Annotated in this window: 20 protein-coding genes; 6 read left to right on the top strand and 14 right to left on the bottom strand. The window is 67.1% G+C overall.

Annotated elements, in window-relative coordinates; genetic code table 11:
* Nucleotides 1-169: 169 nt before the first annotated feature.
* The 9 genes from der to N2K99_RS06110 form a co-directional block, all read right to left on the bottom strand.
* A complete protein-coding gene (gene der / locus N2K99_RS06150; RefSeq protein WP_227922669.1) occupies nt 170-1732 on the bottom strand; it encodes a ribosome biogenesis GTPase Der in 1563 nt (520 codons plus the stop codon).
* A gap of 170 nt (nt 1733-1902) precedes the next feature.
* Nucleotides 1903-2604, bottom strand: a complete 702-nt coding sequence (gene cmk / locus N2K99_RS06145) for a (d)CMP kinase (RefSeq protein WP_227922672.1) — start codon at nt 2602-2604, stop codon at nt 1903-1905.
* A complete protein-coding gene (locus tag N2K99_RS06140) occupies nt 2601-3710 on the bottom strand; it encodes a prephenate dehydrogenase (RefSeq protein WP_227922674.1) in 1110 nt (369 codons plus the stop codon). The genes cmk and N2K99_RS06140 overlap by 4 nt, the downstream gene beginning before the upstream one ends.
* Nucleotides 3711-3713: 3 nt before the next feature.
* Nucleotides 3714-4943 carry a pseudouridine synthase gene (locus tag N2K99_RS06135; protein WP_227922676.1) on the bottom strand — a complete coding sequence of 410 codons (1230 nt, stop codon included), beginning with the start codon at nt 4941-4943 and terminating at the stop codon, nt 3714-3716.
* Between the two features lie 24 nt (nt 4944-4967).
* Nucleotides 4968-5612, bottom strand: a complete 645-nt coding sequence (gene scpB / locus N2K99_RS06130; RefSeq protein ID WP_227933241.1) for an SMC-Scp complex subunit ScpB — start codon at nt 5610-5612, stop codon at nt 4968-4970.
* The gene (locus tag N2K99_RS06125; protein ID WP_374200037.1) at nt 5609-6562 is read right to left on the bottom strand and encodes a ScpA family protein; all 954 of its coding nucleotides are present in this window, start codon (nt 6560-6562) and stop codon (nt 5609-5611) included. The genes scpB and N2K99_RS06125 overlap by 4 nt, the downstream gene beginning before the upstream one ends.
* Complete coding sequence (locus N2K99_RS06120; RefSeq protein ID WP_227922680.1) at nt 6540-7433, bottom strand: ParA family protein; 894 nt, start codon at nt 7431-7433, stop codon at nt 6540-6542. Before N2K99_RS06120 ends, N2K99_RS06125 begins: the two co-directional genes overlap by 23 nt.
* A gap of 114 nt (nt 7434-7547) precedes the next feature.
* Nucleotides 7548-8135, bottom strand: a complete 588-nt coding sequence (locus N2K99_RS06115) for a GNAT family N-acetyltransferase (protein ID WP_227922682.1) — start codon at nt 8133-8135, stop codon at nt 7548-7550.
* 159 nt (nt 8136-8294) lie between these two features.
* The gene (locus N2K99_RS06110) at nt 8295-9722 is read right to left on the bottom strand and encodes a cation:dicarboxylate symporter family transporter (RefSeq protein WP_227922685.1); all 1428 of its coding nucleotides are present in this window, start codon (nt 9720-9722) and stop codon (nt 8295-8297) included.
* Nucleotides 9723-9853: 131 nt separating this feature from the next.
* Between N2K99_RS06110 and N2K99_RS06105 the strand changes: the two genes are divergently transcribed.
* The gene (locus N2K99_RS06105; RefSeq protein ID WP_227933240.1) at nt 9854-11476 is read left to right on the top strand and encodes a sensor histidine kinase; all 1623 of its coding nucleotides are present in this window, start codon (nt 9854-9856) and stop codon (nt 11474-11476) included.
* Nucleotides 11473-12192, top strand: a complete 720-nt coding sequence (locus tag N2K99_RS06100; RefSeq protein ID WP_227922689.1) for a response regulator — start codon at nt 11473-11475, stop codon at nt 12190-12192. The genes N2K99_RS06105 and N2K99_RS06100 overlap by 4 nt, the downstream gene beginning before the upstream one ends.
* 16 nt (nt 12193-12208) lie before the next feature.
* On the opposite strand, the gene N2K99_RS06095 is transcribed toward N2K99_RS06100, so the two are convergent.
* Nucleotides 12209-14125, bottom strand: coding sequence for an AMP-binding protein (locus N2K99_RS06095; RefSeq protein WP_227933239.1), 1917 nt, complete (start codon nt 14123-14125; stop codon nt 12209-12211).
* Between the two features lie 185 nt (nt 14126-14310).
* Here N2K99_RS06095 and N2K99_RS06090 point away from each other — a divergent pair, with 185 nt between their 5' ends.
* Genes N2K99_RS06090 through N2K99_RS06075 form a run of 4 tightly spaced genes read left to right on the top strand, consistent with a single transcriptional unit; the run spans nt 14311 to nt 18573 of the window.
* Nucleotides 14311-14976, top strand: coding sequence for a GntR family transcriptional regulator (locus N2K99_RS06090; protein ID WP_227933238.1), 666 nt, complete (start codon nt 14311-14313; stop codon nt 14974-14976).
* Nucleotides 14973-16490, top strand: a complete 1518-nt coding sequence (locus N2K99_RS06085) for an MmgE/PrpD family protein (RefSeq protein ID WP_227933237.1) — start codon at nt 14973-14975, stop codon at nt 16488-16490. The genes N2K99_RS06090 and N2K99_RS06085 overlap by 4 nt, the downstream gene beginning before the upstream one ends.
* Nucleotides 16491-17396 (top strand): methylisocitrate lyase, encoded by a 906-nt coding sequence (gene prpB / locus N2K99_RS06080; protein WP_227933236.1) that lies wholly within the window; start codon nt 16491-16493, stop codon nt 17394-17396. It begins immediately after the preceding gene.
* A 43-nt stretch (nt 17397-17439) separates the two neighbouring features.
* Nucleotides 17440-18573 carry a bifunctional 2-methylcitrate synthase/citrate synthase gene (locus N2K99_RS06075; protein ID WP_227922706.1) on the top strand — a complete coding sequence of 378 codons (1134 nt, stop codon included), beginning with the start codon at nt 17440-17442 and terminating at the stop codon, nt 18571-18573.
* 282 nt (nt 18574-18855) lie between these two features.
* Here the strand turns inward: N2K99_RS06075 and N2K99_RS06070 are convergent, their stop codons facing one another.
* The 4 genes from N2K99_RS06070 to N2K99_RS06055 all read right to left on the bottom strand — a co-directional run bounded on the left by N2K99_RS06070 (nt 18856) and on the right by N2K99_RS06055 (nt 22962).
* On the bottom strand, nt 18856-19338 hold the full coding sequence (locus tag N2K99_RS06070; RefSeq protein ID WP_227933235.1) for an 8-oxo-dGTP diphosphatase: 483 nt from the start codon (nt 19336-19338) through the stop codon (nt 18856-18858).
* Nucleotides 19338-20300, bottom strand: a complete 963-nt coding sequence (gene xerD / locus N2K99_RS06065) for a site-specific tyrosine recombinase XerD (RefSeq protein WP_227922815.1) — start codon at nt 20298-20300, stop codon at nt 19338-19340. Before xerD ends, N2K99_RS06070 begins: the two co-directional genes overlap by 1 nt.
* Before the next feature lie 302 nt (nt 20301-20602).
* Complete coding sequence (locus N2K99_RS06060) at nt 20603-21265, bottom strand: NUDIX hydrolase (RefSeq protein ID WP_227922710.1); 663 nt, start codon at nt 21263-21265, stop codon at nt 20603-20605.
* A gap of 2 nt (nt 21266-21267) precedes the next feature.
* Entirely contained in the window at nt 21268-22962 is a 1695-nt protein-coding gene (locus tag N2K99_RS06055) for a CTP synthase (RefSeq protein ID WP_308036363.1), read from the bottom strand.
* Between the last annotated feature and the right edge of the window lie 39 nt (nt 22963-23001).

Raw genomic sequence — 23001 nt, 5'->3', positions numbered from 1 at the left:
GCAGTAGATGCTGCCTGCGAACCAGTCGGACAGCATCTGCTGCACTATGAACGATTCACCGCGCGGTGAGCACAGGATTCCGCAGCCCCGCCGAAACAGGCCTCAAACACAGAAACCCCGGCCCCGCTCCCCCAAAAGGGACCGGGACCGGGGATTTACGCCAAGAGACTTAGCGCTTGCTGTTCTTGCCGCGCTTCTCGCGGACGCGCATGCTGACCTCGATGGGCGTGCCCTCGAAGCCGAAGGTTTCACGCAGCCGGCGGGTGATGAAGCGGCGGTAGCCGGGATCCAGGAAGCCGGTGGTGAACAGCACGAACTTCGGCGGACGCGAGGAAGCCTGCGTACCGAAGAGGATGCGGGGCTGCTTGCCGCCGCGCACGGGGTGCGGGTGGGCTGCCACAAGCTCGCCCAGGAAGGCGTTGAGCTTTCCGGTGGGGATGCGCTTATCCCAGTTCTCCAGGGCGGTATCCAGTGCGGGAACCAGACGGTCCTTGTGCCAGCCGGTCTTGGCCGAGATGTTGACGTGCGGGGCCCATTCAACGTGGGCCAGGTCCCGCTCGATCTCGATCTTGAGGTAGCGGCGGCGCTCGTCGTCGAGTAGGTCCCACTTGTTGAAGGCGAGAACCAGTGCGCGGCCGGATTCGATGGCCAGCTGCAGGATGCGGACGTCCTGCTCGCTGAGGACCTCGTCCACGGCCAGGAGCACGACGGCGACCTCGGCCTTTTCCAGGGCAGCCTGGGTACGCAGGGAGGCGTAGAAATCGGCGCCCTGTGCCATGTGCTGGCGGCGGCGGATGCCGGCGGTGTCGACGAAGCGCCAGGTGCGGCCGCCGAGTTCGATCATTTCATCCACCGGGTCACGGGTGGTGCCCGCGGTGTCATCCACGACTACACGCTCGGAGCCGGCCAGCTTGTTCAGCAGCGAGGACTTGCCCACGTTCGGGCGGCCGATCAGGGCGATGCGGCGCGGGCCGCCGGAGCGGTCCAGTCCGCCGTACGCGGAGTACTCGGGCAGCACGTCCAGGACGGCGTCGAGCATGTCACCGGTGCCGCGGCCGTGCAGCGCCGAGACCGGGTACGGCTCGCCGAAGCCCAGGCCCCAGAGGGAGGAAGCGTCGGCTTCGTTCTGGATATCGTCCACCTTGTTGGCGACGACGACGACGGGCTTGCCCTTGCCGCGCAGCATCCGCACCACGGCCTCGTCGGTGGCGGTGATACCGACGGTCGCGTCGACCACCAGCATGACGGCGTCGGCGTGGTCAACGGCGATTTCGGCCTGGTCGGCTACCCGGGCGTGGATGCCGCGGGCGTCGTGCTCCCAGCCGCCGGTGTCCACCAGGGTGAAGTTCACACCGTTCCAGGTCGCGGGGTAGGTAACCCGGTCACGGGTCACACCGGGGGTGTCCTCCACGACGGCCTCACGGCGGCCGAGGATACGGTTCACCAGGGTGGACTTGCCCACGTTCGGGCGGCCCACGATGGCGACCACCGGATCCTGGCGCAGGGGTGCGTCTTCGTCGTATTCTTCGAAGCCGCCGGCGAGCAGCGCGGCATCTTCTTCATCAAGTTCGTAGTCGTCGAGACCGGCGCGGAGGGAACGGGCGCGGATATCGGCCTCGTCGTCATCCATTGCCGCGAGGCGCTCGTCGATCTGGTCTTCTCCGGACGGGACGTACTCGTCCGTGGAGATCCCGTCACCGGCGGTGTCGTCGTTGAGAGGTTTTCCGTTCATTGAATTGCTTTCTTTCCGTTGAGGTCTGCAGCACTGCGTACAGGCCGTCGCCGGACGTTCAGCCCGGTAAGTGTGAGGGAGGATACCTTGCGGCGTTGCCGCCGGATGTCCTCCTCCCATTGAAACACGGGCGGGTGCCCGTAGTTGGTGCCGGGTCCCCCGGCAGGGAGCTAATGGGTACTGGTGAAAACCACTTCGAGTACGGCCGAGACCGTCTCTTCGAAGTCCAGGTCGGAGGAATCGATGGTGACGACGCCGTCGGCGGCCTGCTGGAATTCCACCACGGTGGAGTCCTTCGCGTCGCGGACCAGGACCTGTTCCTTCAGCGCCGCGGCGGTCTGCGTGCCGCCCAGCTGGATGCCGCGGCGGCGGAGCCGTGCTTCTTCGCTGGCGGTGAGCAGGATCCGCACCTCGGCATGCGGAGCCACCACGGTGGTGATGTCCCGGCCCTCGGCCACGATCCGCAGGCCGGAGTCCCGAATCAGCTGCTGCTGGCGTCGGACGAGTTCCGCCCGGGCACCCAAGGTGGTGGCGACGGCGCTGACCGAGGACGAGACGGCGGGCTCGCGGATGGCGTCGGTGACGTCCCGGCCGCTGACCCGCACCCATTCCTCGTCCGGAGACAGGCTCAGGGCAATGTCGGCGTTTTCCGCGGCGGCCTCGACGGCCACCGAATCGGCCAGGTCGATGCCGGCCTCCATGCAGGAGAGCGTGACCGCACGGTACATGGCACCGGTGTCGAGGTAGGCGGCGTGCAGGCGGCGGGCCACTTCCCGGCTGATGCTGGACTTGCCCGAACCCGACGGTCCGTCGATGGCCACAACCAGCGGCTTGCCCTGCCGGAACTGGGCCGGATCCACATTAGAACTCACTGCACTACCTTCCACCCGCGGGCGCTTAATTCAGAAACAAGGTCATTCACCCGGCCGGGCAGGACGGAGATTTCCGCCCGTCCCACCTGCCGGCCGGAGGCGTGCTCCAGCCGGAGGTCCTCCAGGTTCACGCCGATCTCACCGATTTCGGTGAGCAGCCGGGCAATCTGGCCCGGCGTGTCATCCACCAGGACGGTGAAGGACACAAAGGCCTGCGCCGGTCCGCCGTGCTTGCCCGGAATCCGGGCCTGCCCCGCGTTGCCTTCGGCAATCAGCTGCGCCATGTCCAGGCGCGCACCGTCCGCCACCGGGTCTTCGAGCGTGCGGATCAGCCGGTTCAGGTCCTCGCGGACCCCGTGCAGGATCGGCACCAGCCGCCCGGCGTTTCCGCTGAGGATCTGCACCCACAGATTCGGATCGCTTGCAGCAATCCGGGTCACGTCCCGCAGGCCGTTGCCGGACAGGGCAAGGGACTGCGGCGGGGTTTCCTGCAGCCTGCTCGCCACCAGGGAAGCCATGACCTGCGGCAGGTGCGAGGTCAGCGCCACGGACGCGTCGTGCTCCTCGGCGGACATCCGGGAGACCACGGCCCCCAGGTCGAAGGCAAGGGCCTCGGCGCGGCGCACGGCTTCCGGGGCCGCTTCCTGCGGCGGGCAGATCACCCAGGGCATGCCGTTGAACAGTTCTGCCCGTGCAGCTACCGGCCCGGATTTCTCCCGGCCGGCCATCGGGTGCGTACCCACATAACGGCTGAGGTCGGCGTCGCGCTCCCGCAGGTCAGCCAGGACGGCGGACTTGACGCTGGCAATATCGACGACGACGGCGGCCGGCCAGTCCTTCAGCGCTGCCGCGGCCAGGGCCGCGGTCACGTCCGGAGGAGCAGCAACGACGACAAGGTCCGGCTCGAAGCCTTCACCGGCGTCACTGAGCAGCCGTCCGGCGCCGATGTCGCGGGCCACTGCCTCTGTCGAGGGAGACAGGTCCGAGAGCACCACGTCGACACCCCGGGCAGAAAGCCCGAGGCCGATACTGGTGCCCAATAGTCCCGTACCGATAATCAGCACGGATCCGGACAGGTGGGTGCCCCCGTCAGCGGCAGCGGCCATTGGCTACAGTCCTACTGAGGCGAGCAGGTGTCCGACCTCGCCGCGGCCGAGGACGCGGATGCTGCCCTGGCGCTGGTCGCCCAGGCTGATCGGGCCGATCTTGGTGCGCACGAGGCGCTCTACCGGGTGGCCGACGGCGTCGAACAGCCGGCGCACAATGCGGTTGCGGCCCGAGTGCAGGACTACCTCGACCAGGAGGTGTCCCGGGGTGGAGTCGACGAGTTTGAAGGAATCAACCTTCTGGAAACCGTCTTCCAGCTCGATGCCTTCCCGCATCTGTGCGCCCACGCCGTGGTTCATCGGTCCGCGGACCTGCACCAGGTAGGTTTTGGGCACTTCGTAGGAGGGGTGCGTCAGCCGGTTGGTCAGCTCGCCGTCATTGGTCAGCAGCAGCAGGCCCTCGGTTTCGTTGTCCAGCCGGCCAACGTGGAACAAACGCTCGTTCTTGCTGGTGGCCTTCAGGAAGTCGCTGATGCAGGGACGCCCTTCGGGGTCTTCCATGGTGGAGATGACGCCGCGGGGCTTGTTGAACACGTAGTACTTCTGGGTTTCATCCAGCTGCAGGCGCATGCCGTCCACGTGGATGGCCACCGTCGCCGGGTCGACGCGGACGCCGAGCTCGGTGACAACCTGGCCGTCAACCTCGACGCGGCCTTCGGCAATCATTTCCTCGCACACGCGGCGGGAGGCGACGCCGGCGCTGGCCATGACCTTCTGCAGGCGGACGCCTTCGGGGTTGTGCTGTTCGGAAATCACCGGGGCCGCGGGGCGGCGGGTGGTGGAACGGCGTACGGGGCCTAGGTTCTGGCCGAAGCGCTCACCGCGGAAGGCGCGGTCGCCGCTCTTACGCTGGCCCTGCTGGGGACCGCCGAACTTGCCGGCACCGGACTTGGAACCGCCCGGCTTGAAGCCGCCCGACTTGGGAGCACCGGACTTCGGGGCACCGGTCCGGGGTGCACCGGTCTTGCCGGATTTGTCCGGGCTCGAGCCGAAGGCCTTCACGGCGTCGGACTTGAACTTCTCGGGACGGGCTGCCTCGGGGCTGACGGGCCGGTAACCGTTGGCGCGGTCTTCACCGGGCTTCAGGCCCGATGCCGAGCGGGGTCCGCCGGTGCGGTTGGAGGTGGGCTTGGAGCCGCGGCCGTAGCTCTTGCCGCCGGCGGGGCCACCGGCACTGCGTCCGCCGCCGCGAGGGGTATTGCGGCCGGATCCGGAACGGGGTGCTGGTGTCATGAGTAAGTCCTTTGGGTGTAGCGGTTAATAAGTAGTGTCTTCATATTCGGCCAGGTTTTCCAGCCCGGGCAGGTGCGGTGCAATCTGTGGAAGTTCGTCGAGGCTGCCCAGACCAAGCCGTTCCAGAAAGTACGGCGTGGTCCGGTACAGCAGCGAACCGGTTTCCGGTTCGGTGCCGGCGTCGACGATCAATCCACGCTGAACCAGCGTGCGGACCACCGAATCGACGTTTACTCCCCGGATCGCGGAGACCCGGGCCCGGGAGACGGGCTGCCGATAGGCAATCACCGCCAGTGTTTCCAGTGCGGCCTGCGACAGCCGTGCACTCTGGCCTTCCAGTACAAACTTCGACACAACGGGCGCATAGTCAGCGCGGGAAAAAATCCGCCATCCGCCTGCTACGTCGCGGAGTTCAAAACCACGCGGTGCGCCCTCGGGTCCATCCCCAGTATAACCGTCATACTCGCGCTGCAGTTCCGTGAGGGCCGCGAGCACTTCCCGCTCCGGCACGCCGATCACCGAGGCCAGCACCGCGGGGGCTGCGGGTTCGTCCACCACCATCAGCACCGCCTCCACAGCGGCCTTCACTCCCCCGGGAAGTGCTGCAATGTCTTCGCCGCCGTCATCCCCGCCGCTTTTCCCGGGACCAAAACCAGGTTCCGCCGTCATGACCGGTCCCCTTCCAGGGTCTTGTGTTGGGCTGTTGCGCCAGTGGGCCCGCCGTTTTCGCCGGTGCGCTCCTGGTCATCTTCATCTCCTCCGGGGGCAACACCGGCGGCCGGATCCGCCCCTCCGGTCCAGGTCACGAGCAACTCCCCCAGCGGGGCAACCTGTTCGAAGCTGACGGCTCCGTCACGGAACATTTCCAGCAGCGCGAGGAACCGGGCCACCGCCACCGGACCGTCGGCGTCGGACACCAGGGCCCCGAAGGTGGCCGCGCCGTCGGCAGCGAGCCGTTCCGCGAGGATCAGGGCCTGTTCCCGGACGCTGGTCTTGGGTGCGTGCAGGTGTTCAAGCCCCACTGTCGGAGGCAGCTCGTCCCGCGGCTGCAGGGCACGGACGGCAAGGTCCGCGAACTGCTGCGGCGTGGTCCGCCAGACCAGCTCGGGAAGCATCGCCGCGAAGTGCGGATCCAGGGATACCTGCCGCGGGAAACGCCGTGCTTCGTCCGTCAGCCGGTCCCCCAACAGGGCGGCCATCTCGCGGAACGCCTTGTACTGCAGCAGCCGCGCGAACAGCAGGTCGCGGGCCTCGAGCAGGGCGACGTCTTCCTCGTCCTCCACGTCGCCGGCCGGAAGCAGGCGCGCAGCCTTGAGGTCCAGGAGGGTGGCGGCGATAACCAGGAATTCGCTGGCCTCATCCAATGCCACCTCGGGTCCGGTGCCGAAGAGCTCCCGGATGTAGCCCAGGAACTCATCGGTGACGGCAGCGAGGGCGATTTCGGTAATGTCCAGCTCGTGCTTGGAAATCAGCCCCAGCAGGACATCGAAGGGCCCGGTGAAGTTTGCCAGACGGACTTCGAAGCCGGCACGGGAGGCCGGATCCTGCGGTCCCGGCTCCCTGGCGTCCGGCCCCGCCGGGTGGGCGGGCGCCGGCTTAGGGCGCGCCGCCGCGGGCAATCAGTTCCTTGGCGAGACGGCGATAAGAGTCGGCGCCCGGGTGGTTGCCGGCGTACGAGGTGATCGGCTCGGCCGCCACAGTGGCGTCGGCGAACTTGATGGTCCGCTTGATGACCGTTTCGAAGACCTTGTCCCCGAAGGCTTCCACCAGGCGGGAAATCACTTCACGGCTGTGCAGGGTTCGGGCGTCGTACATGGTGGCCAGGACGCCGTCCACCTGCAGGCTGGGGTTGAGCCGGTCCTGGACCTTCTCGATGGTCTCCACCAGCAGGGCCACCGCACGCAGGGCGAAGAACTCGCAGATCAGCGGGATGATCACGCCGTGCGCGGCGGTCAGGGCGTTGACGGTCAGCAGGCCCAGGGAAGGCTGGCAGTCGATGAGGATGACGTCGTAGTCATCCGACACCCGGCGCAGGGCGCGTTCGAGCACCTGCTCGCGGGCTACCTCGTTCACGAGCTGCACCTCGGCTGCGGAAAGGTCGATATTGGCCGGCAGCAGGTGGATGTTCTCGATGGAGGTTTCGTGGATCGCCTCGCGGATATCCACCTTCCGGTCCATCAGCACGTTGTAGACGGTGAGGTCCAGTTCGTGCGGGTTGGCTCCCATCCCTGCGGACAGGGCACCCTGCGGATCAAAGTCCACCAGCAGTACGCGGCGGCCGGCTTCCGCGAGGGCTGCGCCGAGGTTGATGGTGGAGGTGGTCTTGCCGACCCCGCCCTTCTGGTTCACCATCGCAATGATCCGGGCAGGACCATGGGACGTGAGGACGGGAGGCTCGGGGAATACCGTCAGGGGACGTCCGGTTGGACCCATCACCGTTTCGGCTCCGGTTGCGTCCTGCAGAGTTGATGAACCCTGTTCGCTGCTCACGTATAAATCCACGCTTCCGTATCTAGCTTTGCTGCGGGCTGTCTTTGTCAAGGTTACAGCCGCGCCACGGCCATCCCGCGAATCAGGGCCGTGATGACCGGCGAGCCTTGACGCTCAAGTAGAACTCGAACCTTGAGGGCGGACGGCAGCATGCAGATGCATGTCGTGCCAGCCGTCGGCATGCCTGAGGGCGCTGCGCTTGGTTCCTTCCAACGCGAAGCCGGTCTTCCGGGCAACGCCGCAGGAGGCCTGGTTGTGCACCGAGTGGGAAAGCTGGAGGCGCATGAGGCCTGCCGAGCCGAACGCCCAGCGTGTCAGCGCGTCAACGGCCCGTGATGCCACGGCTTTTCCCCGATCCCCGGACAGCACCCAATAGCCCAGTTCAGCATCGCCTTCGTACAGATTGACGCGGCTGAGGGCCACGCGCCCCACCACGTTCCGGCCGCTGGTGCAGACGGCCCAGTTGGCCCCGGATTCTTCCTGCCAGCGGGCACCCCAGCGGCGGATCCACTCGAGCGCTTCGGCTTCGGTGGCCATCGTCCGCCGGTTGAAGCGGGAGATATCCGGCTCGCCGTACGCCTTCGCCACCACGGCGGCGTCGTCGTCCCGCCAGGGCCGCAGCACCAGGCCGTCCGCGTCGAGGCTCGGCTGCACCTGGCTGCTCAATGTCCCGCGCGGCAGATAGGGGCCAAGTGCTGTCATCGAAAGACCACCGTTTCGTAGAGCGGGCATCGAGGACCATTATGCACTCACGCGGATTCCCGCCGGACGCCGCAGCACGCGCAAAAACGCGCCCCGCCCCGGTGTCTTCCGGGGCGGGGCGCGTTCTGAGTTGCTGCGGGTGTTGCGGCGCCGCTGTCCTTAGCGCCGCGGATCGCCGGCGGTGCCGGCGACTGCGGAGCTGCCGGCGGGGCCGGGAACCGTGGCGGCCAGTTCGGCGGATTCCGCCGTCTGGCGCGGTTCGTCCGTGCCGGCGTCGACGTTCATGCTCGCTTCGTCGAAGGGCAGTTCGCGGTCGAGGACCGCCTTGACCTGCTCCTTGTCGATTTCCTTGGTCCAGGTGCCAATGAGCACGGTGGCCACGGCGTTGCCGGTGAAGTTGGTCAGGGCGCGGGCCTCGGACATAAAGCGGTCGATGCCGACAATCAGGCCCACGCCTTCGATCAGGTCGGGGCGGTGGGACTGCAGGCCGCCGGCCAGTGTGGCGAGGCCGGCGCCGGTGACGCCCGCGGCGCCCTTGGACGCGACGATCATGAAGACCAGCAGGGAGATCTGCTCGCCCAGCTCCAGCGGCTTGCCCATGGCCGAGGCCACGAACAGTGCGGCCATGGTCAGGTAGATGGCGGTTCCGTCGAGGTTGAAGGAATAACCGGTCGGCACCGTAACGCCGACCACGGGCTTGGAAATGCCCAGGTGTTCCATCTTTGCGATCAGGCGCGGCAGGGCCACCTCGGAGGAGGAGGTGGAGAAGATCAGCAGGTATTCACGGCCCAGGTAGCGCATGAGCTTGAAGATGCTGAACCCGGTGACCAGCTTCAGCAGTCCGCCCAGGATCACCACGATGAAGAGGATGCAGGTGATGTAGAAGGCAATCATCAGAGTTGCCATGCTGACGATCGCCTGGATGCCGGTCTCGCCGACGACGGCGGCAATGGCACCGAACGCGCCGATGGGTGCCAGCCACATGATCATCATCAGGATGCGGAAGACCAGGGCCTGGATGTAGCCGATGCCCTTGAGCACGGGGGCGCCTGCGGCGCCCATCTTCTGCAGCGCAAAGCCTACGAGCAGGGCAACGAAGAGGGTCTGGAGAATGGACTCGCCGGTGAGGGAGGCCAGCAGCGTGGTGGGGATGATGCTGAGGAGGAAGCCGGTCATGCCGTCGCCCTCCTCCGGTGCTGCGGGGGCAGCGTCGCCCGCGGACTGGAGGTCCAAGCCTTCACCGGGGTGGATCAGGTTGCCCACGACCAGGCCGATGGCCAGGGCGAAAGTCGACATGATGATGAAGTAGCCCAGCGCGAGGCCGCCGACCTTGCCGACGGTGGCAGCTTTGGCGATTGATCCGATGCCTAGGACAATGGTGCAGAAGATGACCGGAGCGATCATCATCTTGATGAGGTTAATGAACCCTGTTCCGAGCGGCTTCAGGGATTTCGCGAACTCCGGCGCCATGAGACCGATAACGGCACCGAGCACAACCGCCGCAATGACGGCAATGTAGAGGAAATGGGTTCTGTCCGGTTTCCGGCTCTTCTGTGAACCGGCATACGGATTGGCGGCAGCTGCCATGGCGGTACTCCTTGTGCAATTGGTCGGCTTCCATCTTCGTTGGGTGATGTGATCACAGTCACCCTTGTGTTCATACTGTTCCCAGTGGAACCGCTTACACCGTGTAACTACTCGCAACCAAAGGATCGAAAGTGCATCGAGGCAGCCTGGCCGGCCGGTTGTTCCTGGCCCAGCTTGCCTTCATCCTGTGCGTCTCGGGCGGAATCGCCTGGGGCCTGTACCAGCAGGCGGAAGAGAACACCCGCGAGGAGACCGGTCTACGGATGCTGGCAGTGGCCGGGACAGCGGCTGCCAGCAGCACGGTCCGCACCGCCGTCGATTCCCCGGAGCCCGAGGTCCTCCAAAGTTACGCACGTGAGGTGATGGAGCGCGTGGGCGTTGATTTCCTGACCATCATGGATACCGACCGGACGCGGTTCACCCATCGGAACCCGGACCAGATCGGCAAGCCCTACATCGGGTCCATCGACCCTGCCCTGGCCGGGGAGAGCTTCACGGAAACCTACACGGGCACGCTCGGACCCTCGGTCCGCGCCGTCACCCCCGTGTACGACGACGCCGGCAACGTCACCGCGCTCGTCGCCGCCGGCATCACGGTGGACCGGGTGGCCATTGCCCGGGATGCACGGCTGCCGGAACTGTTCGCCATCGACGCCGCCGCGCTCGCTGCCGGAGCGGTGGGGTCATACCTGCTCAGCCGCTATCTGCGCCGGGCCACCCACGGCCTCGGTCCCGCGGAGCTGACGCACATGTATGCCTTCTACGACTCGGCGCTGCACTCGGTGCGTGAAGGGCTCCTGCTGCTCAATGACCGGGGACAGCTGGTGCTCTACAACGACGAAGCCGCCGTCCTGCTGGGGCTGCCGCCGACAGATACCGCCGTGCGGAGCCGGGAACTGCCGGATCTTCCCGGACCACTGGCATCGCTGCTGCGCTCCGGCCGGGACGCCCGGGAGGAAATCCACCTCACCGGCGAGCGCATCCTGGTGGTCAACCAGTCCGCAGCGGTGTCCGCAGGGCCGCACAGCCGGCGGTTCGGCACGGTCACTACGCTGCTGGACCATACCGACGTCGAATCCCTCACCGGCGAGCTGGCCTCCATGCGGACCCTCGCTGATGCCCTGAGCGCCCAGGCCCACGAGCACGCCAACCGCGTGCACACCCTGGCGTCCCTGATCGAACTGGGGCGCAGCGACGAAGCCCTGCGGTTTGCCACTGCCGATCTGGAACAGTCACAGCAACTCAATGACGAGGTCTTGGCCGTGGTGGAGGAACCGGCAGTGACCGCCCTGCTGATGGGCAAGGCGGCACAGGCCCGCGAGCGCGGCATCGAGCTGGACATAGCGGTGGGTCCGGAAACAGGACGCTTCAGCGGGGCCGGGCTGGAACCGGTGGAGCTGGTGACCATCATCGGCAATCTGCTGGACAACGCCTTCGACGCCGCAGAGGACTCCGTGCGCCTCTACCTGGGCAGCGGCGACGGCCAGCTGCTCATCGAGGTGCAGGACGACGGTCCGGGCGTGGACCCCCAGATAATCGAACATATATTCGAACAGGGGTTCAGTACGAAGGAGCTGCCGCAGGGACGGGTGCTGTCCGGCCGCGGAATCGGGCTTGCATTGGTCCGCCAGGCCGTGACGCGCCTGGACGGAAGCATCCAGGTGCTGGGCGGCCCGGGGGCCTGCTTCAGCGTGGAACTCCCCCTGCCGGATTCGGCCTCCGCCCCGGTCCCCCTGGCGGAGGCAGCATCGTGACCCGGCACTCCCCCGACGTCGGCGTGCTGGTGGTGGAGGACGAGGAAATCCCCGCCGAGGCCCACGCAGAGTATGTCCGCCGGGCGCCGGGCTTCCGGCTGGCGGGTATCGCACGCACCGGCGCCGAAGCCCTGGAAGCGCTCAAGGCAGCCGAGTCGGCACCGCCCGGCAGCGAAGCGGAGATCGGCCTGGTGCTGTTGGACATGAACCTGCCTGACCTGCACGGGCTGGACCTGCTGCGCCGGATCCGCGGGGCGGGACTGCCCGTGGACGTTATAGCCATCACCGCGGTCCGGGACCTGGCGGTGGTGCGCAGCGCCATGTCCGGCGGCATTGTCCAATACCTCATCAAGCCGTTTACGTATTCGGCGTTCAGCACCAAGCTCACCGCCTACGCCGAGTACCGGCGCAGGATGACCGAGCAGGCCGCCTCCACCACGCAAAGCGAGGTGGACAGCGCCTTTGCCGCCCTCCGTCCTGCCGTGACGGGGCAGCTGCCCAAGGGCCTGTCCGCGGAAACGCTGGAGGCCGTGGCGGATCTGCTCAAGGGTGCCCGGGCACCGCTCTCCGCCACCGAGGCAGCAGAGTCGCTGGCCATGTCCCGGATCACCACCCGCCGCTACCTGGAGTACCTGGCGGACCAGCAGTCGGTGCTGCGCTCGCCGAGGTACGGCACCCGGGGCCGGCCGGAGCTGGAGTACAGCTGGCGCCGCTGAGGCGTTTAGCCCCGGCCTAGGGAACCGGACGCAGCACCGCGGTCAGGGCCTCGAGCACGCCGGGATCCTCGATGGTGGAGGGCACCGTGTGCGGAACGCCGTCGGCGATCTGGCGCATGGTCTTGCGCAGCACCTTCCCGGACCGGGTCTTGGGCAGGGCGTCCACCACGTAGACGTCCTTGAAGTCCGCCACCGGGCCGATCTGCGAGCGCACCCGTTCGACCAGTTCCGCGCGCAGCACGTCGGCATCGATCTCCGCTCCTGCCTTCAACACCACGTAGCCGGACGGGCGCTGGCCCTTCACGGGATCGGCGATGCCGATTACCGCGGCTTCGGCGACGGCCGGATGGGAGCCCACCGCCTGTTCCATGGCACCGGTGGAGAGCCGGTGGCCGGAGACGTTGATGACGTCGTCGGTACGACCCATCACGAACACGTAGCCGTCCTCGTCCACGTAGCCCGAGTCCCCGGTGGCGTAGTAGCCGTCGAAAACCTCCAGGTACGCCGCCCGGTAGCGTTCGTCGCTGCCCCAGAGGGTCTGCAGGGTTCCCGGCGGGAGCGGCAGTTCCAGGGCGATGTTGCCCTCCGTCCCCGCCGGTACCAGCTTCCCGTCCGGCCCGAGCACGCGCACGGCAAACCCGGGAACCGGGACGGTGGGTGACCCGGCCTTGACCGGCAGCTCCTCCAGCCCCACGGGGTTGGCGCAGATGGCCCAGCCGGTTTCGGTCTGCCACCAGTGGTCAATCACCGGCACCCCGAGCGCAGCCTCCGCCCACTCCAGCGTGGCCGGGTCCAGGCGCTCGCCGGCGGCAAAGAGGTGCCGCAGCCGGGAGAGATCGTGGCGGCCCGGTTCGACGGCGTCGGGGTCGGCCTTCCGGATGGCCCGCAGTGCGGTGGGCGCGGTGAACAGGACGTCAACGCCGTGCTCCGCCGCCACCCGCCAGAACGCGCCGGCGTCCGGGGTGCCCACGGGCTTGCCCTCGTACAGCACGGTGGTAGCTCCCGCGATCAACGGCCCGTAGACGATGTAGGAGTGGCCCACCACCCAGCCGACGTCCGAGGCGGTCCACATCACCTGCCCCGGTCCCACCCCGTAGATGTTCTCCATGGACCAGGCCATCGCCACCGCGTGGGAGCCGTTGTCCCGCACCACGCCCTTGGGCGAGCCCGTGGTGCCGGAGGTGTAGAGGATGTACAGGGGATCGGCGGCGGCCACGGAGACCGGCCCGGCGGGCACGGCGTCTGCGGCGAGCGCGTTCCAGTCATGCCAGGCCGCCCCGCCGGTGCCGTCAAACTCCTCGCGGGTAGCCGTGAAGCCAGTCCGTTCGGCCACGACGACGGCGGCCACCCGGTGCGTGGCGGTTTCCAGTGCCTCGGCGACGGCCGGCAGGTATTCGACGGCGCGCTTGGGTTCGAGTCCGCCGCTGGCCGTCACGATGACCGTGGGACCGGCGTCGTCGATCCGGGCGGCGAGCTCCCGCGGGGCGAATCCCCCGAACACCACGGAGTGGACCGCGCCCAGCCGCGCGGTGGCCAGCATCGCGATCACGGCTTCGGGGATCATCGGCAGGTAGATGATCACCCGGTCCCCCGGGCCGACGCCGAGCCCGCGCAGCACGCCGGCGAAGCGTTCCACCTCGGCGAGCAGCTGGCTGTAGGTGTAGGTGCGGCTGGTGCCCAGCATCGCGGAGTCGTAGATCAGCGCCGCGGTGTCTCCGCGGCCGGCCGCCACGTGGCGGTCCAGGGCGTTGAAGGAGGTGTTCAGCTCCGCGTCCGGATACCAGGAGTACAGCGGCGCCCTGGCGTCTTCCAGGGCGCGGGCGGGCGGCGTGTCCCAGTCCACCAGGGCGGCGGCGCCCAGCCAAAAGCCTTCCGGATCGGTGCTGCTGCGGGCATACGCCCGTTCGTAGGCTCCGGTGCTCTGCGCGTCCATGAATCCTCCTTGATTCCAGTGGGACCCGCCATGCTAATTGATGCTCTGCGGGCCTCACAAGGGCGATTGTGTATACAGCGACGCCTCCCGGGTGCCTTCTGTGGCTCCACAGTACGCATATGAGCCAGCTCATGTATACACTGACGGGTAACGTGACGCAGTTATCAGTCGTGAGGAGGCGCACTATGCGGGCAAGTGACCGTGCGTACGCCGCCCTGCGGCAGGACATCGTGGAGTGGAGACTCCCGCCGGGCACCGTCCTGGGCGAAGTGGAGCAGTCCGCACGCCTCGGTATTTCCCGCACTCCCCTGCGGGAAGCACTGAGCCGGCTGACCGCGGACGGCCTGGCCGCCCCGCACAGCGGACGCGGCGTCGTCGTTACCGGCATCTCCCTCGACACCGTCGCCGAGCTCTTTGAACTGCGCCAGGCACTGGAATGCAAAAGCGCAGCCCTTGCAGCCGTACGCGGGCAGGCAGCGGTCTTTGAAGAGCTGCAGTCCCGCTTCCGCGCGGTAGGCAGCCTCATCAGCACCTCGGACCGGCAGAACCGCAGCGGCTACTACGAGCTGGTGGCCGAACTCGACGCCGCCATCGACACCGCCGCCGCGAATTCCTACCTCACGCAGGCGCTGGGCAACGTCCGGCTGCACCTGGCCCGGGTACGGCGCCTGGCCAAGGACAACCCCGAACGGCTGCTGGAAACCGCCGGCGAACACGCCACCATCGCCGCCGCCGTGGCAACCGGCGACCCGGACCTGGCGAGCGCCTCGGTATCGGTCCACCTGCACAAAAGCCTTGAACACCTTCGATCCGCCCGGATCACCACCCCCGAGATAAGGACAACACCTTGAACCTGAACAAAGTACGCGTCTACCGCAGCGACGAAAAGCTGGCCCGCGAAGACCAGCTGGCCTACAAGATCGCCAAAGTTGCCGCCGATCCCGTCGAGGTCACTGACGACGTCACGGACATGGTCATCAACCGCATCATCGACAACGCCTCCGTGGCCGTCGCATCCCTGAACCGCGGTCCGATTGTCGCCGCCCGCGCCCAGGCACTGTCCTTCTCCCCCTCCGCCCACGGCAAGGGCGCCTCCGTGTTCGGCGTGCTCGCCAAGACCTCCCCCGAATGGGCGGCCTGGGCCAACGGCGTGGCCGTGCGCGAACTGGACTACCACGACACCTTCCTGGCCGCCGAGTACTCCCACCCCGGAGACAACATCCCGCCCGTCCTCGCCGTCGCACAGCACACCGGCGCCTCGGGCCGGGACCTGATCCGCGGCATCGCCACCGGCTACGAAATCCAGGTCAACCTGGCCAAGGCCATCTGCCTCCACAAGCACAAGATCGACCACGTGGCCCACCTCGGCCCGTCCGCAGCCGCCGGCATCGGCACCCTGCTGGGGCTCGACGTCGACACCATCTTCCAGGCCGTCGGTCAGGCCCTGCACACCACCACGGCCACCCGCCAGTCCCGCAAGGGCGAGATCTCCACCTGGAAGGCACACGCTCCGGCGTTCGCCGGCAAGATGGCCGTCGAGGCCGTGGACCGGGCAATGCGCGGCCAGACCTCCCCCACCCCCATCTACGAGGGTGAGGACGGCGTTATTGCCTGGCTGCTGGACGGCCCCGACGCCGCCTACGAAGTGCCGCTGCCCGAAAACGGCGAAGCCAAGCGCGCCATCCTGGACACCTACACCAAGGAACACTCCGCCGAATACCAGGCCCAGGCCTGGATCGACCTGGCCCGCAGGATCCACGCCGAGCACCCCGAGGCAGCGGAAGCGGCCAACGTGGAAAGCGTCCTGATCGCCACCTCGCACCACACCCACTACGTGATCGGCTCCGGCGCCAACGATCCGCAGAAGTACGATCCCACCGCCTCGCGCGAAACCCTGGACCACTCGATCCCGTACATCTTCACCGTCGCCCTGCAGGACGGCGCCTGGCACCACGTGGACTCCTACTCCCCCGAACGCGCCGGCCGCCCGGACACCGTTGAGCTGTGGCACAAGGTCACCACCGTGGAGGATCCGGAATGGACCCGCCGCTACCACTCGCTGGACATCAGCGAAAAGGCCTTCGGCGGCAAGGTGACCATCGTGCTGACCGACGGCACCGTCATCACCGACGAGATCGCCGTCGCCGATGCCCACCCGCTCGGTGCCAAGCCGTTCACCCGCGAGCAGTACATCAACAAGTTCCGCACCCTGGCCGAAGGCCTGGTCTCCGCCGAGGAAATCGACCGCTTCCTCACCACTGTCCAGCGGCTGCCCGAACTGGCCGCCGGCCAGCTGGACCAGCTGAACATCACCGCTGCCGAGGGCGTCATCGACCCCGCCGCCGCACCGAAGGGACTCTTCTAAATGCTGTACTCCTCCGTAACCCCCGAGGCCAAGCGGATTGCCTTCCGCGAAGGACTGGCCTCCGGCACCCTGCAGCAGTTCCCGGGCGCCTTCAACCCGCTCTCGGCACGCCTGATCGAGGAAAAAGGGTTCGACGGCGTGTACATCTCCGGCGCCGTCCTGGCCAATGACCTGGGCCTGCCGGACATCGGCCTGACCACGCTCACCGAAGTGGCCACCCGCGCCGGACAGATTGCCCGGATGACGAACCTCCCGGCCATCGTGGACGCAGACACCGGCTTCGGCGAACCGATGAACGTGGCCCGCACCATCCAGGAACTCGAAAACGCCGGCCTCGCCGGCTGCCACATCGAGGACCAGTTCAACCCCAAGCGCTGCGGGCACCTGGACGGCAAGAACGTGGTGGACACCGATACCGCGGTCAAGCGCATCCGCGCAGCAGCCGATGCGCGCCGGGATCCGAACTTCCTGATCATGGCCCGCACCGACATCCGCGCCGTGGACGGCCTGGAAGCGGCACAGGACCGTGCCCGCGCCCTGGTCGACGCCGGAGCGGACGCCATCTTCCCGGAGGCGATGAAGTCCCTGGAGGAGTTCGCGGCCATCCGTGCCGCCGTCGACGTGCCGATCCTGGCGAACATGACCGAGTTCGGCAAGAGCGACCTGTTCACCTACGACGAGCTGGCCTCGGCAGGCGTGAACATGGTGATCTACCCGGTCACCCTGCTGCGCAGCGCCATGGGTGCCGCCGAACGCACGCTGGAGACCATCAAGGCGCACGGCACCCAGCAGGCCGATGTACCCAATATGCTCACGCGTGCGCGTTTGTACGAACTGGTGGATTATGAGGCGTACAACCAGTTCGACACGTCCGTTTTCAACTTCCAGGTTCCGGGCACCCGCTAGGACCCGCTCCGCATTTCCCTGCACGACGAAGGAGTCAGCACCAATGACAGACACCCAGATCCACAAGGGCCTGGCGGGGGTACTCGTAGACACCACCCGCGTTTCCAAGGTCAACCCGGAAACCAATTCCCTGCTGTACCGCGGCTATCCCGTCCAGGAACTCGCCGCCCGCTGCAGTTTCGAAGAGGTGGCCTACCTGCTGTGGAACGGCGAGCTTCCCACCGAGGGACAGCTGGCCGAATTCACCGAAGGGGAACGCAGCCAGCGCGCCCTCACCCCCGAGCTGAAGGCCGTCATTGACGCGCTGCCCGTGACCTGCCACCCGATGGACGTCTGCCGTACCGCGGCATCCGTGCTGGGCGCGTCCCACGAGCAGGCCGGGGATTCCTCCGTCCAGGCCAACATGGACAAGGCCGTGAGCCTCTTCGCGGCAATGCCCGCCGTCGTCGCCTACGACCAGCGCCGCCGCCGCGGCGAGGACGTCGTGGAACCGCGCGACGACCTGGACTACTCCGCGAACTTCCTCTGGATGACCTTCGGCGAGGAAGCCGCCCCCGAGGTTGTGGAGGCCTTCAACGTCTCGATGATCCTGTACGCGGAGCACTCCTTCAACGCGTCCACCTTCACCGCCCGCGTCATCACCTCCACGCTTTCGGACCTGCACTCGGCCGTGACCGGGGCCATCGGCGCGCTCAAGGGCCCGCTGCACGGCGGCGCGAACGAAGCAGTAATGCACACGTTCGCGGAGATCACCGAGAGCGCGGCCGACGGCGACGTCGCGGCCCACGCGGCTGCCTGGCTGGACGAGGCGCTGGCGGAGAAGAAGAAGATCATGGGCTTCGGCCACCGGGTCTACAAGAACGGCGACTCCCGCGTGCCGACCATGAAGGCCGCCCTGGACAACATGGTCAAGTACTACGACCGTCCGGACATGGGCGAGCTGTACACGGCCCTGGAATCGGCCATGGGTGAGCGCAAGAACATCCTGCCGAACCTGGACTACCCGGCCGGGCCTGTCTACCACCTGATGGGCTTCGACACGCTGACGTTCACACCGCTGTTCGTGGCCGCCCGGATCACCGGGTGGACGGCGCACATCATGGAGCAGCTCGAAGCCAACTCCCTGATCCGCCCGCTGAGCGAATACAACGGGGCCGAGGAGCGGCACCTGCCGTAGTCTTCGTCCTTTTGGCTGGCGCCGGGTCCCGTTGGGGGCCGGCGCCGGGGCACCATCGGGGGCCCCGGAACGGCGGCAACGAAATTCCCCGCTCGCAGAGCACGCAGGGAATATTAAAGCCGCCTTATCCGGGGTCCCCTGTGCGTGTATCAGGCGCCTCACCAGGGGGCACGTTGCCTCCCCCGGCGCCTCCCGAACGCCGCCGCATCCCTGGGCCCGGTTCCATCTCCGGGTCCGCGCTGCTCCAGACCCCGCCTTTTCGCGACGGTGTTATGTCGTTGCCTAGGAAAAGACGACGCTCGAAACGTTGACGTTGTCGGCAGCGATAGTGATGACAGCGTTGAAATATTCGCCGGCCAGAAGGCGGGGCATCCAGAGGGCCGAATCCGGCCACATGTTGGCGTAGGGCATGTCCCCTGCCGGATACCAGGCCGGCTGGATCTCGTCGCTCTCCCCGGGTTCGCCGTCCCAACGGTGTGCACGGAACAGCACGGTGGACATGTCCAGGCCGGGCTGCGCCGGGAAAATCCACTCGATGGTCCCGGCCGGCTGCAGGTCGTTCTCCGCGACTATGACGCCGGATTCTTCCTCCACCTCGCGCACGGCGGCCTGCTCCGGGGTTTCTCCGGCTTCGATGTGTCCGCCCAGGGTCACGACCCGGCCCAGGCCGAAGCCGGTCTTCTTCAATCCCATCAGCACCTGCGGACCGTCCGGCGTCTCCCGGAACAGGAAGCAGAGGACAACCGGCGCGGCGCGGAACTCCACTACAGTGCCCGCGGGTGGGCTGCGGCGTAGACCTCGCGCAGTGTTTCCGCCGTCACCAGCGTATAGACCTGCGTGGTGGTCACCGAGGCATGGCCGAGCAGCTCCTGGACCACACGGACATCCGCACCGCCTTCGAGCAGGTGCGTGGCGAACGAATGCCGCAGGGTGTGCGGCGAAACATCCCGGCCGATATCGGCCTTCTCGGCGGCGTTCTTCAAGATGGTCCAGGCGCTTTGCCGGGACAGCCGTCCGCCGCGGGCATTCAGGAAGAGGGCAGGTGTCCCCTTGCCCTTGGCCGAGGCCGCCGGGCGTCCGCGGACCAGGTACTCGTCCAGGGCTCGGGCGGCATAGGAACCGAGCGGAACCAGCCGTTCCTTGGAGCCCTTGCCGAACAGCCGCACGACATCCGGCCCCTTGGCCGGGATACGCTCCAGCGACAGGTCATCGACGTCCAGACCCACGGCCTCGCTGATGCGCGCTCCGGTGGAGTACAGGAACTCCAGCAGGGCGCGGTCCCGCAGCCCGGAGGGCGTATCAAGGCTGACAGCCTCCAGGATGCGCGTGACCTCATTGACGCTGATCGCTTTGGGCAGCCGCTTGCCCGGCATGGGCGGGTGTACGTCCGACGCCGGATCGGCGGCGGTCATGCCTTCGAGCGCCCAGAACCGGTGCAGTCCGCGCACCGCCACGATGGTGCGGGCAGCGGAGCGGACGCTCAGTGCGGAGGCACCGTCTGAGCCTTCGGAAATCGATTGGGCAAACGCTGTGACGTCGTGGCGGGAGATCCGCGAAATATCCTCCACGCCCCGGGCACTCAGGAAGCGGGCGTACCGCAGCAGGTCCCGGCGGTAGGCATCGAGGGTATTGACCGCCAGCCCGCGTTCAACGGCCATGTGCTGCAGATAGCTGCCGATGGCCCGTCCGGCCGGCGTGGAGCGCAGTTCCTCAGCCGCCGAAATCATGGTTGCAGCCCGGGAGCGTGCCTGGGTGGCAGGCTTGGGGGCGGATGCGGCTCGGGTTTTGCGGGCGGGCGCCGGGTTTGGTTCGGCCTCGGTCCCGGGCTCCGGGACCGCCGGGTTCCGGGGCGGCGGCTGCATGGATCCGGTCCGGTCCAGCTCGGCCAGGTCTGCGTCCCGCAGCCTGCGGGCCTCTTCCGATTCCAGGTCCAGCTTGAGGGTGGGGTTCAGGGATCCGTGCAGGCGAATGGCAACGGTGTCGTTAATCGTAGAACTGGCATCAGCATCAGCGCCGGGCATTGTGGTTCCTAGCGCACGGGGCCGTTGGCCCAGGAGGAGTGCTGCGAGTGGTGTTCGGGCCACGGAGCGTCGGCGGGCCGCAGGTCGCGGTACCCGTTGCCGCGGGCGACGGCGGCGGCCAGGACGGCGGCCACTGCGGAAGGGCTGTGCATGCGTCCCTGCAGGGCTGCCTGCACGGCCTCATCCAAATCCACCCATGCGGTAGTAATTTCGGCTTCCTCATGGGTCCTGGTGTGCCGCTGTGCCTCCGGGACCTCGGAGATGCCGCGGGCCAGGTAGATGCGCAAGGCTTCCCGGGAGGAGCCGGGTGAGAGGAACAGGTCCGTGAGGACCTGCCACTCGGAGGCTTCCAGGTCTGCTTCCTCGGCCAGTTCGCGTGCGGCGCCGACCTGGAAGTCTTCACCGTCCACGTCCAGCAGCCCGGCCGGGATTTCCCATAGGGTCATCCGGACCGGGTGCCGGTACTGGTTGATCAGCAGCACCTGCCCCGCGTCGTTCATGGCCAGGATGGCCACCGCCCCCGGGTGGGCGATGTAGTCACGGACCAGGGGTTCGCCGTCGTCGGTCAGGAGGAATTTCTCCTTGACCACGTCCCACACCGGACCGCTGTAAACCGTTTCCGATTCCAGCAGCGGGCGCGGGCTTTGTTCGTCGGCGAACCCCGGTGCCATGGCTAGGCCTTGCCGCTCTGGTGGGCCAGGGCAGCCTTGACGAGTCCGGCGAACAGCGGGTGCGGACGCGTCGGACGGGAGCTGAGCTCCGGGTGTGCCTGCGTGGACACGTAGTACGGGTGCACATCGGCCGGAAGCTCGACGAACTCCACCAGGCCGCCGTCAGTGGTGGTTCCGGAGAACACCAGGCCGGCGTCGGCAATCTGGTCGCGGTACTGGTTGTTGACCTCGTAGCGGTGGCGGTGGCGCTCGGCCACCTCCGTCTTGCCGTAGGTCTTGGCAACCACGGATTCCGGTTCCAGCTTCGCGTCCCACAGGCCCAGGCGCATGGTGCCTCCCATGTCGCCGCCGCCGGCAACAATGTCCTTCTGCTCGGCCATGGTGGCGATAACCGGGTACTGGGTATCCGGTTCGAACTCGGAGGAGGAAGCGCCTTCCAGGCCAACCACGTTGCGGGCGTATTCAATGACCATGCACTGCAGGCCAAGGCACAGGCCCAGCGTCGGAAGCTTGTTCTCACGGGCGTAGGTCAGGGCGCCGAGCTTGCCCTCGAGGCCGCGGATACCGAAGCCGCCGGGAACGCAGATGGCGTCCGCGCCGGCCAGGGCCTTGGCTGCACCTTCGGGGGTATCGCAGTCATCCGAGGGCACCCAGCGGATATTGACCTTGGCCTTGTTGGCGAAGCCGCCGGCACGCAGTGCTTCGGTAACCGACAGGTAGGCGTCCGGCAGATCCACGTACTTGCCCACGAGGGCAATGTCCACGTGGTGCTTCGGGTTGTGCACGGATTCAAGCAGGCGGTCCCACTTGGTCCAGTTGACGTCCTTGAACTTCAGGTCCAGGTGCTGGACGATGTACGCGTCCAGGCCCTGGGAGTGAAGGGTCTTGGGGATGTCGTAGATGCTCGGGGCATCCGGGCAGCCGATGACGGCATCAACATCGACGTCGCACATGCGGCCGATCTTGTTGCGCATGGCATCGGGCACCGGACGGTCCGAACGGATGACAATCGCGTCCGGCTGGATGCCGATGGACCGCAGGGCGGCCACGGAATGCTGGGTCGGCTTGGTCTTCAGTTCCTGCGACGGGCCGATGTACGGCACGAGGGAAACATGCAGGAAGAAGACGTTGCTGCGCCCGATGTCCTGGCGGACCTGGCGGGCCGCTTCCAGGAACGGCTGGGACTCGATGTCGCCCACCGTGCCGCCGATTTCGGTGATGATGACGTCGGGGGTCTTCTTCGCCTCGGAGGGCAGGCGCATCCGGCGCTTGATCTCGTCGGTGATGTGAGGAATGACCTGGACCGTGTCGCCGAGGTATTCGCCGCGGCGCTCCTTGGCGATGACCGTCGAGTACACCTGGCCGGTGGTTACGTTGGCGGAACCGTCGAGGCTCTCATCAAGGAACCGCTCGTAGTGTCCGATGTCGAGGTCGGTCTCGGCGCCGTCGTCGGTCACGAAGACTTCGCCGTGCTGGAAGGGGTTCATTGTGCCCGGATCCACATTCAAATACGGATCGAGCTTCTGCATGGTCACCGCTATGCCGCGCGACCTCAACAAATGGCCGAGACTTGACGCTGTCAGTCCCTTGCCAAGTGAGGACGCCACGCCACCGGTGACGAAGATGTGTTTGGTCGTAGAAGACGACTTGGGAAACCTGGAATTTGATCGCTGCACCACGGAGTTCGAGCCTATCACCTTTTGTCGTTTCGGGTTTGACCTGTGTCTGGATTCCTG

This window comes from Arthrobacter sp. zg-Y1110 (genome assembly GCF_025244865.1).
GTDB lineage: Bacteria > Actinomycetota > Actinomycetes > Actinomycetales > Micrococcaceae > Arthrobacter_B.
This window is presented reverse-complemented; position numbering and strand designations above follow the sequence as displayed.

Bases quoted from the DNA above. Each gene is read 5' to 3' on its own strand.
- N2K99_RS06135 (WP_227922676.1), bottom strand. From the start codon at position 4,943: ATGACACCAGCACCCCGTTCCGGATCCGGCCGCAATACCCCTCGCGGC.
- N2K99_RS06115 (WP_227922682.1), bottom strand. From the start codon at position 8,135: ATGACAGCACTTGGCCCCTATCTGCCGCGCGGGACATTGAGCAGCCAG.
- N2K99_RS06140 (WP_227922674.1), bottom strand. From the start codon at position 3,710: ATGGCCGCTGCCGCTGACGGGGGCACCCACCTGTCCGGATCCGTGCTG.
- N2K99_RS06060 (WP_227922710.1), bottom strand. From the start codon at position 21,265: ATGGCACCGGGGTTCGCCGACGAACAAAGCCCGCGCCCGCTGCTGGAA.
- scpB (WP_227933241.1), bottom strand. From the start codon at position 5,612: ATGACGGCGGAACCTGGTTTTGGTCCCGGGAAAAGCGGCGGGGATGAC.
- N2K99_RS06090 (WP_227933238.1), top strand. From the start codon at position 14,311: ATGCGGGCAAGTGACCGTGCGTACGCCGCCCTGCGGCAGGACATCGTG.
- N2K99_RS06110 (WP_227922685.1), bottom strand. From the start codon at position 9,722: ATGGCAGCTGCCGCCAATCCGTATGCCGGTTCACAGAAGAGCCGGAAA.
- N2K99_RS06075 (WP_227922706.1), top strand. From the start codon at position 17,440: ATGACAGACACCCAGATCCACAAGGGCCTGGCGGGGGTACTCGTAGAC.
- xerD (WP_227922815.1), bottom strand. From the start codon at position 20,300: ATGATTTCGGCGGCTGAGGAACTGCGCTCCACGCCGGCCGGACGGGCC.
- N2K99_RS06095 (WP_227933239.1), bottom strand. From the start codon at position 14,125: ATGGACGCGCAGAGCACCGGAGCCTACGAACGGGCGTATGCCCGCAGC.
- prpB (WP_227933236.1), top strand. From the start codon at position 16,491: ATGCTGTACTCCTCCGTAACCCCCGAGGCCAAGCGGATTGCCTTCCGC.
- der (WP_227922669.1), bottom strand. From the start codon at position 1,732: ATGAACGGAAAACCTCTCAACGACGACACCGCCGGTGACGGGATCTCC.